This is a genomic window from Priestia sp. HNGD-A6 (assembly GCF_045784335.1).
Classification (GTDB): domain Bacteria; phylum Bacillota; class Bacilli; order Bacillales; family Bacillaceae_H; genus Priestia; species Priestia zanthoxyli.
Genome location: NZ_CP138621.1, coordinates 2,583,071 through 2,597,633, shown reverse-complemented (window position 1 = coordinate 2,597,633; position 14,563 = coordinate 2,583,071). Strand labels below are relative to the sequence as shown.

The 14,563-nt window shown below is 38.0% G+C and carries 12 protein-coding genes; 11 read left to right on the top strand and 1 reads right to left on the bottom strand.

The features are described from left to right. Nucleotides 1–261 precede the first annotated feature (261 nt). From SCI76_RS13085 to SCI76_RS13060, 6 genes are all read left to right on the top strand, one after another. Nucleotides 262–978, top strand: coding sequence for a YebC/PmpR family DNA-binding transcriptional regulator (locus SCI76_RS13085; RefSeq protein WP_013054976.1), 717 nt, complete (start codon nucleotides 262–264; stop codon nucleotides 976–978). A 143-nt stretch (nucleotides 979–1,121) separates the two neighbouring features. Further along, complete coding sequence (locus SCI76_RS13080; protein WP_048022381.1) at nucleotides 1,122–2,468, top strand: SH3 domain-containing protein; 1,347 nt, start codon at nucleotides 1,122–1,124, stop codon at nucleotides 2,466–2,468. Nucleotides 2,469–2,628: 160 nt separating this feature from the next. Next, a complete protein-coding gene (locus SCI76_RS13075) occupies nucleotides 2,629–4,521 on the top strand; it encodes a PTS mannitol transporter subunit IICBA (RefSeq protein WP_048022379.1) in 1,893 nt (630 codons plus the stop codon). Nucleotides 4,522–4,581: 60 nt separating this feature from the next. Then, the gene (locus SCI76_RS13070) at nucleotides 4,582–6,672 is read left to right on the top strand and encodes a BglG family transcription antiterminator (protein ID WP_168761588.1); all 2,091 of its coding nucleotides are present in this window, start codon (nucleotides 4,582–4,584) and stop codon (nucleotides 6,670–6,672) included. Between the two features lie 5 nt (nucleotides 6,673–6,677). Further along, nucleotides 6,678–7,820 carry a mannitol-1-phosphate 5-dehydrogenase gene (locus tag SCI76_RS13065; RefSeq protein ID WP_168761587.1) on the top strand — a complete coding sequence of 381 codons (1,143 nt, stop codon included), beginning with the start codon at nucleotides 6,678–6,680 and terminating at the stop codon, nucleotides 7,818–7,820. An 89-nt stretch (nucleotides 7,821–7,909) separates the two neighbouring features. Then, nucleotides 7,910–8,395, top strand: coding sequence for a VOC family protein (locus tag SCI76_RS13060; protein ID WP_048022368.1), 486 nt, complete (start codon nucleotides 7,910–7,912; stop codon nucleotides 8,393–8,395). Here SCI76_RS13060 and SCI76_RS13055 read toward each other — a convergent pair. Continuing rightward, the gene (locus SCI76_RS13055) at nucleotides 8,354–8,968 is read right to left on the bottom strand and encodes a L,D-transpeptidase (protein ID WP_328180172.1); all 615 of its coding nucleotides are present in this window, start codon (nucleotides 8,966–8,968) and stop codon (nucleotides 8,354–8,356) included. The genes SCI76_RS13060 and SCI76_RS13055 overlap by 42 nt on opposite strands. A gap of 277 nt (nucleotides 8,969–9,245) precedes the next feature. On the opposite strand from SCI76_RS13055, the gene mscL reads away from it, so the two are divergent. The 5 genes from mscL to SCI76_RS13030 all read left to right on the top strand — a co-directional run bounded on the left by mscL (nucleotide 9,246) and on the right by SCI76_RS13030 (nucleotide 14,563). Further along, entirely contained in the window at nucleotides 9,246–9,641 is a 396-nt protein-coding gene (gene mscL / locus SCI76_RS13050) for a large conductance mechanosensitive channel protein MscL (RefSeq protein ID WP_028411898.1), read from the top strand. Nucleotides 9,642–9,835: 194 nt separating this feature from the next. Beyond that, nucleotides 9,836–11,905: an LTA synthase family protein gene (locus SCI76_RS13045; protein WP_063248160.1), complete on the top strand. Its 2,070-nt coding sequence runs from the start codon at nucleotides 9,836–9,838 to the stop codon at nucleotides 11,903–11,905. A gap of 195 nt (nucleotides 11,906–12,100) precedes the next feature. Continuing rightward, the gene (locus SCI76_RS13040; protein WP_028411896.1) at nucleotides 12,101–12,643 is read left to right on the top strand and encodes a helix-turn-helix domain-containing protein; all 543 of its coding nucleotides are present in this window, start codon (nucleotides 12,101–12,103) and stop codon (nucleotides 12,641–12,643) included. A 20-nt stretch (nucleotides 12,644–12,663) separates the two neighbouring features. After that, nucleotides 12,664–13,773 carry an ABC transporter ATP-binding protein gene (locus SCI76_RS13035; RefSeq protein WP_028411895.1) on the top strand — a complete coding sequence of 370 codons (1,110 nt, stop codon included), beginning with the start codon at nucleotides 12,664–12,666 and terminating at the stop codon, nucleotides 13,771–13,773. Beyond that, on the top strand, nucleotides 13,763–14,563 hold the full coding sequence (locus SCI76_RS13030; RefSeq protein ID WP_028411894.1) for an ABC transporter permease: 801 nt from the start codon (nucleotides 13,763–13,765) through the stop codon (nucleotides 14,561–14,563). The genes SCI76_RS13035 and SCI76_RS13030 overlap by 11 nt, the downstream gene beginning before the upstream one ends.

Sequence of the window (14,563 nt, the reverse complement as noted above, 5' to 3'; positions counted from 1 at the left end):
AATTCATATGATCTACTATCCCCTACGGTGGATTTGGGTGAGATGTATATACAAACCGCTGAAAAAGGTATATACAAAAATCATTCAGCCTGTTATCAAATGGTTTTCTCATTTATTTAGTTAACGAAATATACCAAAAGATTGCTTGTCTTTTTTAGGTATTAAACTCGAAAGATAAGAGGGAATTGATGTATAATAAAAACGGATATATCATTGCCTATTTATTTTATTAGATTCAATTTTGAAAGAGAGTGAAACAATATGGGCCGTAAGTGGAACAATATTAAAGAAAAGAAAGCGTCAAAAGATGCTAATACAAGTCGTATATATGCCAAGTTTGGCCGTGAGATTTATGTGGCTGCAAAACAAGGTGAGCCAGATCCAGAATCAAACCAAGCGTTAAAAGTTGTATTAGAACGCGCGAAAACATACAATGTGCCAAAAGCAATTATTGACCGTGCCATTGAAAAAGCAAAGGGCGGTTCAGAAGAAAATTACGATAATCTTCGTTACGAAGGTTTTGGACCAAATGGCTCAATGGTTATCGTAGATGCTCTTACGAATAACGTAAACAGAACAGCTTCAGACGTGCGTGCTGCCTTTGGTAAAAACGGCGGTAATATGGGAGTAAGCGGATCAGTAGCGTATATGTTTGATCCAACAGCTGTTATTGGTGTAGAAGGTAAAGATGAAGAAGAGACGCTAGAACTGTTAATGGAAGCAGACGTAGACGTGCGTGACATTTTAGAAGAAGAAGATTCTGTAATTGTTTATGCTGATCCGGATCAATTCCATGCGGTACAAAAAGCGTTCAATGATGCTGGTATTACGGAATTTACAGTAGCTGAGCAAACGATGCTTGCTCAAAATGATGTAACTCTTCCTGAAGATGCACAAGCTCAGTTTGAAAAAATGATTGATGCATTAGAGGACTTAGAAGATGTGCAGCAAGTATATCACAACGTTGATTTAGGATAATAGTGAAAGAGGCAGACCTATCAAAGAGGTCTGTCTTTTTTTATAGGCCGTGTGAAAAGCATCTATTGACCCTTTCCCTTCGTTTGGAATATGGTAAGATAATGAATTAAGAATAGAAAATAGTAGAATTTTATAAGGAATAAATGGAGGGAAAGCAGTTGAAAAAATTAATGGTGGGGATGGCGTTAACAGCTACGCTTGCAACGGCTGTAACGCCTGGCTTTGGCTCAATTGGGGGAAATCAAGAAAAGGCATATGCAGCAACAGTTACATATAAAGTAACGGCAAGCAAGCTAAATGTGAGAAGCGGAGCGGGAACGAATTACGGGATTATCGGCAGCGTAGTAAAAGATCAAACACTATCCGTGGTGAGCAAAAGCGGAAGCTGGTACAAAATTAACTATAACGGCCGCACAGGCTATGTAAGCAGCGATTATGTACAGTCATCAGGAACAACAGCGCCACCAGCAGAAAGCACAACGTATACAGTAACGGCAAGCACGCTGAATGTAAGAAGCGGAGCGGGCACCAACTACGCATCTATAGGAAGTGTGACAAAAGGCCAGAAGCTGTCTGTGATGAGCAAAAGCGGAAGCTGGTACAAAATTAACTACAACGGCCGCACGGGCTACGTAAGCAGCGATTATGTACAAGCATCGGGAACAACAACGGCCCCAACAATGCCACCAGCAGAAAGCACAACGTACACAGTAACGGCGAGCACGCTGAACGTAAGAAGCGGAGCAGGCACCAACTACGCATCTATAGGAAGTGTGACAAAAGGCCAGAAGCTGTCTGTGGTGAGCAAAAGCGGAAGCTGGTACAAAATTAACTATAACGGCCGCACAGGCTATGTAAGCAGTGACTATGTACAGGCTTCAGCTACAGCGTCTCCAAAGCTCGTAGTCGATTCTTTTAAAACGTTAGGCAACGCTCAGCAAGTCATCTTGGTTACAGCAGATAACTACGATACGAAGTCTGCTAAAATTCAAACATTTGAAAAAGTTGATGGAAAATGGAAGCAAGTTTTAACTGCGAACGGTGTACTTGGACAAAAAGGATTCGCTTTAGCGAAAAAAGAAGGAGATATGGAGTCTCCGACAGGGAAATATACAATTGGCACAGCATTCGGACGCTATGCAAATCCTGGAACTAAGCTTCCATATCGAAAGATTACATCAAATGATGTGTGGGTAGACGATTCAAAAAGCTCTCTGTATAATACGTGGCAGCAAAAGCCAGCGAATGGCCGCTGGACGAGCGCTGAGAACATGGATATCCCGGCTTATGATTATGGGTTTGTCATTAATTATAATGAATCTAGAACCCCAGGAAAGGGAAGTGCAATCTTCTTTCATGTAGGAACAAATTATACAGCAGGATGTACGGCCACTTCTAAAGAACAAGTTGTCTCTATTTTAAAATGGTTAAATCCAGAGAAAAATCCAGTTATTATTCAATCTCCTGTAAGTGAATTAGATAAATATTAAGTTAGAAAGCAGCTGAATTCGTGTAATTCAGCTGCTTTTTTATGTAATTAAAAGCTTTGTCCGTCTGTGGTACGACAAAGTTAGTTTTCCTATTCATTGAATGAAAGCGTTTAATCTCTTACGATTAAAGTATCACCACGTAGAGAAAGGAAGAGAGCAAATGGCTCAATCTAATATAAAAGTAGCTGTACAAAAATTTGGGAACTTTCTAAGTTCAATGGTTATGCCAAATATCGGAGCATTTATTGCATGGGGACTTATTACTGCTTTATTTATTCCAACAGGCTTTTTTCCAAATGAAAGCCTTGCCAAACTAGTGGATCCAATGGTCAAGTATTTGCTTCCGCTGCTAATCGGCTACACAGGAGGAAAGCTTGTACACGATCAGCGCGGAGGCGTTGTAGGTGCTATCGCGACCATGGGCGTCATTGTTGGATCTGATATTCCGATGTTTCTAGGCGCTATGATTATGGGGCCGCTGGGCGGCTATATCATCAAGAAGTTTGACCAGTTTATTGAAGGTAAAGTCAAAACAGGATTTGAGATGTTAATTAATAATTTCTCAGCAGGTATTCTTGGAGGAATTCTAGCGATTCTAGCCTTTTTAGGAGTTAGCCCAGCTGTGGACGGATTTACAGGTGCACTTGTAGTGGGTGTAGATTGGATGGTTGCACATGGCCTTCTTCCTCTTACAAGTATTTTAATTGAACCAGCTAAAATTTTATTTTTAAACAATGCCATTAATCACGGCATTTTATCTCCGATTGGCGCAGAACAAATTCGAACAAACGGACAGTCCATTCTATTGTTACTAGAAACAAATCCTGGTCCGGGATTAGGAATTCTGTTAGCGTATTGCTTCTTTGGAAAAGGAACAGCAAAACAGTCAGCACCGGGAGCGGCCATCATTCATTTTATTGGCGGAATTCACGAAATTTACTTCCCTTACGTTTTAATGCGTCCTCTTCTAATCATTGCGGCTATTTTAGGAGGAATGAGCGGAGTATTTACATTTGTTCTTTTAGGAGGAGGCTTACAAGCCGTTGCTTCACCAGGAAGTATTTTGGCTATTTTAGCTGCTACACCAGGTAATGCAGGCAGCTATGTTGCAAATATCTCAGGTGTTCTTGTTGCAGCCATCGTATCGTTTATTGTAGGTTCGTTAATTTTAAAAACGGGCAAGCAAACAGAAGATTTGGACGAAGCAGCTCGCAAAATGCAAGAGATGAAGGGCAAGAAGAGCTCTGTAGCAGGAAGCTTTACAAAACAGCAAGGCGACGTACCAGCAAGCGTTCAAAAAATTGTTTTTGCCTGTGACGCAGGTATGGGATCGAGTGCAATGGGCGCCTCTCTTCTTCGCAAGAAAGTTAAACAAGCAGATTTAAATATTTCGGTAACAAATACAGCTATCAGTAATATTCCAAGTGATGCTCAAATCGTTATTACACAGGAAGAGCTAACGCCAAGAGCTCAAAACAAAGTTCCAGATGCGTATCATATCTCGGTGGATAACTTTCTATCTAGCCCGGAATATGACAAACTAATTGATCAACTAAAAAATGATCATACTACTTCTAAGGCGGAAGAAGAAAAGAACGTATCTGCAGAAAACTATACAGATAGTAATGATGGTTTATTAAAAGAAGAAAACGTTTTCTTGAATCAGCACTTTTCTTCTAAGGAAGAAGCAATTCGATTTGCAGGAAGTGTGTTAGTAAAAGGCGGATATGTAGAAGAAAACTATGTTGAAGCGATGATTGAGCGAGACAATATGACTTCTACTTATATGGGAAATGACGTAGCGATTCCGCACGGTACGGAAGAAGCGAAAAAGAACGTTTTAAGATCAGGTTTTACAGTAATTCAAGTTCCAGAAGGCGTTGATTTTGATGGTGAGAAAGTTCGTTTGATTTTCGGAATTGCCGGAAAAGACGGCACCCATTTAGAAATTTTATCTGGTATTGCGATTACATGTTCTGATATGAACAATATTGAAAAGATGGTTCATGCCAAATCAGCTAAAGAATTAATGGCTATTATTCAAAGTAACTAACGGGATAGAAAGGCATGAAGATGCCTTTTTATCCTTTGTTTATAAATAAGAAAAGAGTTGATGTTCTTGTTTATTACTTCAAGAGAAAAATCAATCATTGAGTTAATTATTAAAACGGCAGGAAAGCATACAGCACTTACACTTGCTACTTTTTTGAATGTAAGTGTAAGAACCGTTCACCGAGATTTGAAGGCAATTGAATCAATACTTGAAAAATTTGATTTAAAGCTGATTCGTACACAAGATGAAGGACTAATGATTGAAGGTAAAAATGAACAAATTTTTCGTCTTATCCAAGAGCTGATGAAGATTAAAACGACGGATCAGTCTCCACAGGAAAGAAAATTAATTCTTTTAATTCTTCTTCTAGAAGAAGGAGATTCATTTAAATTACAAACGCTGGCTAAAGACTTAGAAGTAAGTATTACTACACTAACTGCTTATCTAGATGAATTAACAGAGTGGTTAACCACATTTGACGTTTTCCTTCATCGAAAGAGAGGGGTCGGAGTAGAGGTTCAAGCTACTGAAGCCAATAAACGGAACGCATTAGCCAATTATTTTCTTGTCCACTTTAATGAAGAGTTAATTGAATGTTTGTTTCTAGTAGAAAATCACCAGCATACGGATGAAACGATTTTGCATTATTTTTATCCGAATTATTTAGCAGAAGTAGACCGAATTGTACATCAAGCGATTAATCAGTATCATTCTAAGCTGGCTGACAGCGATTATATAGGGCTCATTGTTCATATTTGCATTATGATACAGCGAACGAAAAAGCAAATGTATCTAGAAGACGACGGCGGCCAAACGGAAGAGCTGGCGAGTGAACTGTTCTTAATGAAGGATATTTGCCGCGAAATTGAACGGGTATTTTCTCTTTCTTTCACGGAAAAAGATATTCATTTCTTAGCAGTACGGCTGCGTGCAGCTAAGTTCCAAACTACTAGAGACGTATATTACGACAGCGTAGTGGTTGGGCAGATTATTAAGAATATGATTTCTCATGTTTCTGTTCAGCTTAACACCGACTTGACCGGTGACTTTTCCCTTTACCAAGGGCTGCTTGCTCATATGGAACCGGCAATTTTTCGTCTTAAGCAAAAAATGGAGCTTTTTAATCCATTAACGGAAGAGATTAAGAAAAAGTACCCTGTTTTATTTATGGCTGTGAGAAACAGTATCGATCAAGAGCTGCCGGATTTAGTTTTTCCAGATGATGAAGTGGCATATCTTGTTTTGCATTTCGGTTCAACGCTAGTGCTAAAAGAAGAAGTCATGGAAATTCAGGCACTGATTGTCTGTCCAACTGGAATCGGCACTTCGAAAATGTTAGCTAGCCGTATTCGTAAAGAGATTCCGGAGATTAATTCAGTTGTCATTAAATCGGTAAAAGAAATCAAAGAAGCGGCGCTTGAAGGGTATGACGTAGTGATTTCAACAGTAAGACTTCCTTTTTTAAATGTCGATTACATTTTAGTCAATCCACTCTTAACCGAAGAGGATATTCAGTCCGTTCAGAATTTTTTACAGAAAAACATTCAAAAGTTAACCAAAGATAAGGGCTATCGTTCGTTCCAATATAAAAATAAGACCGTCTCTACACAAAAACCGTCTTTTGAGGAAACGATGAAGCAAATTAAAGATGTGCATGGAAGTATCGAATCAATTCTTCAAAACCTTAGAATGTATCGATTTTCGGATGCAGTGAGTCATGATCAAGTGATTTCGCACGTAGTAAAAGCAGCTGAAAAAGACCGTTTAATAACCAATGCCAGCTGCGTTATTGATCAGCTTAAGGAACGAGAAAACAAAGGCGGTTTAGGTATTCCGCAAACGAGTATGGCACTGTTCCATTGCCGTGAACATCACGTAAAAGAGCTGATTTTTCAAGTTTCACATTTAGAACAGCCTTGCACAGTTAAAGGTATGGACGGAACAAACATGCAGGCGCGTAACCTTCTATTAATGCTAGCACCTGAGGAGTTAAGTGAAGTACAGCAAGAAATCTTAAGTTTAATTAGTACAAGTTTAATTGAAGATCATGAAGCAATGATGGTTTTTTCGTCTTCGAACGAAGAGATAATTCGCACAAGGCTAGAGGATACGTTTCATGAGTACCTTCGAAATAATTTGATAAAGGAATGATTTTTGTGAAACAAGCAGTTCATTTTGGAGCAGGTAATATTGGGCGAGGATTTATTGGGGCATTATTTTCTCAAAGCAACTATCACGTTACATTCGTAGATATTGCTGAAAAGATTATTAATCAGTTAAACACAGATGAAGGGTATAACGTAATAACAGCCGCAGAGCACCCAGAGACATTAGCTGTTCAAAACGTATCTGGTTTAAATAATCTGACGCAAGAACAAGCAGTCATTAAAGCGATTAAAGAAGCAACGTACATTACGACAGCCATCGGACCGAACGTTCTGCCTCGCATTGCTCCTTTAATTGCTAAAGGTTTGGCTGAGCGTGTGAAAACAAGCGACGAAAAGGTATATATTATTGCATGTGAAAATCAAATCTCTGCGACAGATTTATTAAAAGGCTATATTTTTGATGCGCTGGATGAAGAGACAAAAGCTCATATGGTAAATAAGGTCTTTTTCTTCAATTCAGCTGTAGATCGTATCGTACCTCTTCAACACAACCAAGGTTCGCTTGATGTTTTAGTAGAATCCTATTATGAATGGGTAGTAGAGGCACCTGAAAATATTCCTTTTGTAGAAGGAATGACGATTGTGCCTGACCTTGCTCCTTTTATTGAAAGAAAGCTATTTACAGTAAATACAGGACATGCGGTGATTGCATATTTTGGTTATTTAAAAGGAAAAGAAACGATTGATCAAACGTTAAGAGATTCAGATATTTACCAACAAGTACAGCAAACGCTACGAGAAACAGGAGACTATCTAATTAAAAGATATGACTTAGATAGAGAGGAACACGAAGCCTACATCGTAAAAATTATTGAGCGCTTTAAGAATCCTCATTTAAATGATTCAGTTAAACGGGTAGGAAGAGCGCCAATTCGCAAGCTTGGACCTCAGGATCGTTTGATTCGTCCAGCGCTAGAAGCAAAAAAAGCGGGCCTTTCTTATACCCACTTAGCGAAGGCCATCGCTGCTGCGCTTCTATTTGACCCGCAAGAAGATAAAGAGGCTATAAAGCTTCAAGCGAATATTCATGATTATGGTATTGAGTATGTGTTAAAAGAGATCAGTGGGTTAGAGGCAAGTAATAATTTAACAAAAGAAATCATTGCTCAATATCATGCTTTAAAATCGTAAATGACTCTAATACGTGTAAACAGTCCATTTTAAATGGGCTGTTTTTCTTTTTGTAGAAAGGGAATGTTTGTGTATAGGAGGATGATAAAATGGTAGCTATTACTCACGTTGGATTAGCTGTACCTGATGTAGAAGAAGCCGTCCAGTGGTATGGGGAAGTTTTAGGTTTTAAGCTGATTGCCGGTCCTTATACGTTTAATGCGGAGGAAGAAAAAGCTGAAAATATGACTCAAGATTTACTAGGGTCTCATATTAAAAAAATGAAAAATGCTCACATGACAGCTGATAACCAGGTAGGCATTGAACTGTTTGAATTTAATAAGCCGCAAATGCCTCTTGTATTAAAAGACAGCGATGAGCAGTATCAAAGTTATTTTCACATGTGTTTAATAGTCGATGACGTGGAAAAATTAGCGGATAAAATCGAACAATCAGGCGGTAAAAAGCGTAGCCAAGTATGGAATACAAGACCTGGAAAACCTTATTACTTAATTTATTGCGAAGATCCGTTTGGGAATATTATTGAGCTATATTCACATAGTACGGAGCTCATGTATGGGAATAAAGAAGAATAAAAGCTTATCCACATTTTTTGGATAAGCTTTTATTTTCCACAGCTGTCCGTAGCCATATACCTTTGCCAGCTCTTCGAAGGTTTTTGATGAATACGTAATAGTTACAGATGTTCCTACTGCTACTTTATCGAATAGTTCTTCCACATCCGCATTGTGCATCCGTACGCAGCCGTGGCTTACATATTTGCCAATGCTAGCTTCTGAGTTATTCCCATGAATACCGTATGTGTCGCCGGTTGTTCCGTTTGCATTAAGCCCTAGCCAGCGAGAGCCAAGAGGATTATTAGGAGCGCCTCCTGCAATGTGCCCTGTATAGTAAGGGCGATTTTTAATTTTGTTAACAATCTTGAAAAAGCCTACCGGCGTATCGCTCCATGTTTTTCCCGTAGCTACTGAATACGTCTTTTCTAACTTTCCGTTATGAAAATAAGCAAGCTGATTTGTTTTTTTATTAATAATAATTAAATCTTTACTTGCTGTGTTTTCACTTGCGTCCGCCGTGCTTGCTGTATAAGAAATACTGATAATAGCTGCGAGACACAAAGCCGCTGCTCGCAGTAGAATTTTTCTCACGTTCTAGCCATCTCCTCTATTGTTCGATTACATATTTGATGAATTACATGCTATTAGTGTATAAAAGAAAAATGGACTGAACATGAACCTTACCTGAATGAAAACTGAAAGTGCGTTTTTACATGCGAATATAAAGTGAAAATATGGGCAGAAATACAACTAAAGGTCTGGTACATATCTCATGAAAAAGAGAAAAATGAAAATGCACCTTGTCTGTTTAATTTAGGATGTATTATCATGAAAGTTTGAAATGAAGGGCAGGAGGTGGAATAAACAGATGCTTAAAGAATTTAAAGAGTTTGCTTTGCGAGGAAATGTATTAGATTTAGCTGTCGGTGTTATTATTGGAGCTGCATTTGGAAAAATTGTCACGTCTCTTGTAAATGATATTATTATGCCGCTGATTGGTTTGTTGTTAGCAGGGATAGACTTTAAAGATTTATCCTTTACGGTTGGAGATGCTACGGTATTATATGGATCTTTTATTCAAACAATTGTTGATTTCTTAATTGTTGCATTCTCGATTTTCTTATTTATTCGTTTCTTTAATCGTTTTAAGAGAAAAGAAGAAGAGAAAGTAGAGGAAGAAGTGGCTGTTCTGTCAAAAGAAGAAGAGATCTTAACAGAAATTCGTGATCTGCTAAAAGCAGAAGCAGTGAAAGAGCGTTCATAACAGCAATTTTTACATACGTATAAAACGGCTAAGAGGCCCGTCTTTTCATCAGAAAAGCGGGATTTTTTTTGTGAAATTTCGCGGGAAATGTTATTGATGTGATTTTGAGAAAATTAGGCGTGAAGGCGAGAGAGATAGGAATGTTAAAATCATATTAAAAGTGTTAAGATATTGTAAATAGGAGGCTTAAGGTTATGTTTAAACATTTGTATCGTTCTTTGCCAATGCTGGTGGCGTATGGGCTGCTTAGCGTTTTTTTATACAGTGTTGTTATGCTTAATATATCAAATGACACAAAGATATTGTTTGACTGGGCCCAAATCCATACAGCTGGGTTCGTCGTATTAATAGGGGGATGCTCACTTGTCTTATGGGCGCTCACTTTCTATTTGCTGCTTCGATTTAATCAGATAGAGAGAATACAAGGTTCGCAGTGGTACGCCATTTTTACGGCAATTGTGTTTTCAATTGCGGTAGCAGCCGTTTCTGCTATGGTTTTTGTTATCTATCATATTGATATACATAATCCAGGCAAAACAATAGAGTGGATGCAAGCATACCCTGAACGCTATCTTTTTACGGTATTTTTACTTTCGCTGTTAACACTAGCGATCATTATGCTAGTAGGGGAAGCTTATTTAGGGGCTGGGATTACCTTTGTTCTGTATTTCATTTTAGCTCTTGTAAACTATTATAAAAAAATCTTTCGAAATGAACCATTGTTCCCGAACGATTTTATTCAGGCGAGTCAGTTAAAAGAAGTTATTCCGATGATTAAAGATTCCATTTCAATTCCTATTGTCATAGGAGTTATTGGATCTATTGTCGTACTGATTGCTCTTTGGTTTTTCTTGCCGAAAATTAAAATTCGATGGTTTCTTCGAATTATTATGATTCTGCCGCTTATCTTTTTAATGAAATCATTTTTATTCTTTGAACACTCGTTTGCTCAAAAATATTATGATCAATATGCTGCGCTGATGCCTTGGAATCAGCAAAATAATTATTACTATAATGGACCGGTTATTGGCATGATTTCAAATGTTAAAACAGATGTGCTGCAAGAGCCGGATGACTACTCACAGGAAGTAATGGCCAAAGTGGCAAAGCGCATTCATTCAAAGGAAGAGAAAACACAAGAAAGCAAGGCTGAAGTCAAACCAAACGTCGTGTTTGTAATGAATGAAACGTTTTGGGACCCAACAAAGCTTAACGTGACGTTCTCTGAAGATCCAATGAAAAATACAAGAGAACTTCAAAAGAAATATCCTTCTGGGTGGTCTTTAAGTCCTTCATTTGGCGGGGAGACAGCTAATGTAGAGTTTGAAGCATTGACGAGCTACTCTTTGTCTTTCTTTAACCCTGGAGGTCTTCCTTATCAGCATGTATTGAGTAAAAAAGAATATCCGTCTTTTGTTTCTTATTTAGAAAAACAAGGCTATGCTACAACAGCTATGCATCCAAACAGCGGTATGCTTTATATGAGGCAAAATGTGTATCCAAATTTGGGATTTGATCAAGTGAAGTTTATTGATGAAATGAAGCATACGCAAAAAGATAACAAAGAATTTGTTTCCGATGAAGCGGTAGTTGATGAAGTGCTCGATACGCTTCGTCAGTCGAAAAAGCCTGCATTTGTGCATGCTGTAACGATTGCAAATCATCTTCCTTATTCTGCGGATAAGTATAATGGTCAGGAAACCATTAAAGTAACCGGTAAAGGGTTATCACCAGAAATGCAAAAGGAAATTGAAATTTATGCTGAAGGAATTAAACGTTCAGATGCTGCTTTAAAACGATTGAGCGATGAAATTCAAAAGCTGGACGAGCCGACCATTGTAGTATTTTGGGGAGATCATTTGCCAGCACTTGGACAAAACCTTCAAGCTTACAAAGAAACGGGTTTTGGAAACGAGAAGACGCAGCAAACATCTCAAAAATTTTATGAGACGCCGCTCTTATTTTTATCTAATTACGATACAAAAATAGATAAAAATCTCGGTACGATGAGTCCTATTTATATTGCTCCGACGCTTGTTCAATCTCTTGGTTACAAAAGTAATCTGTTCTACGATCAGCTGAATCAAATGAAAACAGAAGTGCCGGCTTTTCGTTCAAATATGTATATAGATTCAAAAGGAAAGCTAGTGGATGATCCGGCAGCGCTCTCTAATAAAGCTGCAAAAGACCTTCAAGATTACCATGAAGTTGAGTTTGATACATTATCCGGGAAACAGTACGAAACGCATAGGTTGTATAAATAAAAATAAAAACTCCTTTTAAATAAAAGGAGTTTTTATTTTTTAAGTGTTTAAGGTTGTACTAAAAAATAATTCATGTATAATATTTTAAGGTTAAAAGTAAACTTTAAGTTAAGTAAAACAAAACTTGAGTTTGGAACAGCATGAACAATTATTCATGCTGTTTGCTAATTTTAAATACAGTTGAGGATCGAGAGTATGGAAATAGGAAAGAAAATTAAGAATTTACGATTAAAAAAAGGCTTAACACAAGAAGAGCTAGGAGAACGTACTGATTTAAGCAAAGGCTATATTTCGCAGCTAGAGCGCGATTTAAGTTCGCCGTCTTTAGAAACATTTTTTAGTATTTTGGAAGTGCTGGGGTGCGAACCGAAAGAATTCTTCGAAATTGATACGCATGTTCAAAAGGTTGTATATAAAGAGGAAGACTACACGAGTTATTGCGAAGATGAAAAAGGTTACCATATTCAGTGGCTTGTACATGAATCAAATGAAAAGGAAATGGAGCCAATTCGTCTTATTCTTCATGAAAAAGGTGCATTTAAGAGATTTGAACCTTCTCTTTCAGAAACGTTTGGCTACATTTTGCGCGGGTGTGTGAAGGTGAAGCTTGGAGGCAGAATATATGAGGCTAAACAAGGGGAAACCATCTATTTTCAAGCTTCTGAAGAACATCAGATTTTAAATGCTCATGACGGAATAACAGAGTTAATTATCGTGGCGACAGAGTCTTATTTATAGAACAAAAGAGGTGAAGTGAAATGACATCTACGAATACAATTATTCAATTTGAAAATGTGACCAAGCAATATGATAATGATTCAGTTGTATTGGATCATGTAAGCTTTGAAATTGAAAAAGGGAAGTTTTATACCCTTTTAGGTCCATCGGGATGTGGAAAGACAACGATTTTACGATTAATTGCAGGCTTTACGGAGGCCTCGAGCGGAACGATTTATTTTAATGGAAAAAGAATTAATGATGTCCCGGCTAACAAACGTCAGGTTAATACGGTTTTTCAAGACTACGCGCTTTTCCCGCATTTGAATGTATTTGAAAATGTAGCATTTGGTCTTCGAATCAAGAAGATGAAAAATGCTGATATTGGGATAAAAGTTAAAGAAGCCCTTCGCTTTGTTAACCTAGAAGGATATGAAAAGAGAGAAATAAAGGAAATGTCGGGCGGTCAAAGACAGCGCGTAGCCATTGCACGAGCAATTGTAAATCAGCCCGAAGTCATTCTGCTGGACGAGCCGCTTTCAGCTCTTGATCTAAAATTGCGTACGGAAATGCAATACGAGTTAAGAGAATTACAGCGCCGTCTAGGTATTACGTTCATTTTTGTTACGCACGATCAAGAAGAAGCGCTTGCGATGTCCGATGAAATCTTTGTTTTGAATAAAGGAAGAATTCAGCAGAGCGGGGAACCTACAGATATTTATGATGAGCCAATTAATCGTTTTGTTGCCGATTTTATTGGTGAATCAAATATTGTACCAGGTAAAATGATTGCTGACTTTTTAGTGGAGTTTGGCGGCCAGCAATTTGAATGTGTCGATCAAGGGTTAAACCGAAATGAGCAGGTTGAAATTGTGATTCGCCCTGAAGATTTAGCCATTACAAGCTCCGATCAAGGAAAGCTGCAGGTTCGTGTAGATTCACAGCTGTTTAGAGGAGTCCATTATGAAATTTTAGGCTATGACCATGCAGGGAATGAGTGGCTCGTCCACTCTACAAAAAAGGCAACGGTTGGCGAAGAAATTGGTTTATATTTTGAACCTGAAGCTATTCACGTTATGCGATTTAATGAAACGGAAGAAGAATTCGATAAGCGACTCGAAGGTTATGAAGAGGATTACCATGCAAACTAAATCAAGAAATATTTATTTAGTCCCGTATGTGTTATGGATTTTGCTTTTTGTAGTTGCTCCCATTGTATTAGTTGTCTATTATTCTTTTTTCAGCATTGATAATGAGCTGACGCTTGAAAACTATAAGAAATTTTTTACCCCTGTTTATTTACAGATGACGCTGAGCTCATTTTGGTATGCCTTTTTAATTACGTTATTTTCCTTGGTTTTTTCTTATCCAACAGCTTATTTACTAACGAAGCTTAAGCATAAGCAGCTTTGGCTTCTACTGATTATTTTACCGACGTGGATTAACCTATTATTAAAAGCTTATGCTTTTTTAGGCATATTCGGCACGTACGGTACGGTTAATAAATTTACTGAATTTCTGGGATTTGGTACTCATCAAATTTTATTTACTGACTTTAGTTTTGTATTTGTATCAGTGTATATTTTTATCCCCTTTATGATTTTGCCGATCTTTAACTCTTTAGAAGAACTTAATCCCTCGCTTATCTACGCTTCGCGAGACTTGGGGGCATCTTCATGGGTGACATTTAAGCGCGTGGTATTTCCGCTAACGCTAGAAGGGGTTAAATCAGGTTGTCAGGCTGTTTTTATTCCAGCACTGTCACTCTTTATGATTACGCGTTTAATTGCTGGAAACCGCGTCATTACACTGGGAACGGCGATTGAACAACATTTTTTAGTGACGCAGGATTGGGGCATGGGAGCCACAATTGCTGTCTTTTTAATTATTGCGATGGCCGTTATGATGCTCATAACAGGCACTGGAAAGAGAGGTGTGTAA

Excerpts from the sequence above, each read along its gene's own strand:
- SCI76_RS13070 (WP_168761588.1), top strand. The coding sequence starts at position 4,582 with ATGTTCTTGTTTATTACTTCAAGAGAAAAATCAATCATTGAGTTAATT.
- SCI76_RS13035 (WP_028411895.1), top strand. The coding sequence starts at position 12,664 with ATGACATCTACGAATACAATTATTCAATTTGAAAATGTGACCAAGCAA.
- SCI76_RS13040 (WP_028411896.1), top strand. The coding sequence starts at position 12,101 with ATGGAAATAGGAAAGAAAATTAAGAATTTACGATTAAAAAAAGGCTTA.
- SCI76_RS13075 (WP_048022379.1), top strand. The coding sequence starts at position 2,629 with ATGGCTCAATCTAATATAAAAGTAGCTGTACAAAAATTTGGGAACTTT.
- SCI76_RS13080 (WP_048022381.1), top strand. The coding sequence starts at position 1,122 with ATGGAGGGAAAGCAGTTGAAAAAATTAATGGTGGGGATGGCGTTAACA.
- mscL (WP_028411898.1), top strand. The coding sequence starts at position 9,246 with ATGCTTAAAGAATTTAAAGAGTTTGCTTTGCGAGGAAATGTATTAGAT.
- SCI76_RS13085 (WP_013054976.1), top strand. The coding sequence starts at position 262 with ATGGGCCGTAAGTGGAACAATATTAAAGAAAAGAAAGCGTCAAAAGAT.
- SCI76_RS13045 (WP_063248160.1), top strand. The coding sequence starts at position 9,836 with ATGTTTAAACATTTGTATCGTTCTTTGCCAATGCTGGTGGCGTATGGG.
- SCI76_RS13060 (WP_048022368.1), top strand. The coding sequence starts at position 7,910 with ATGGTAGCTATTACTCACGTTGGATTAGCTGTACCTGATGTAGAAGAA.
- SCI76_RS13030 (WP_028411894.1), top strand. The coding sequence starts at position 13,763 with ATGCAAACTAAATCAAGAAATATTTATTTAGTCCCGTATGTGTTATGG.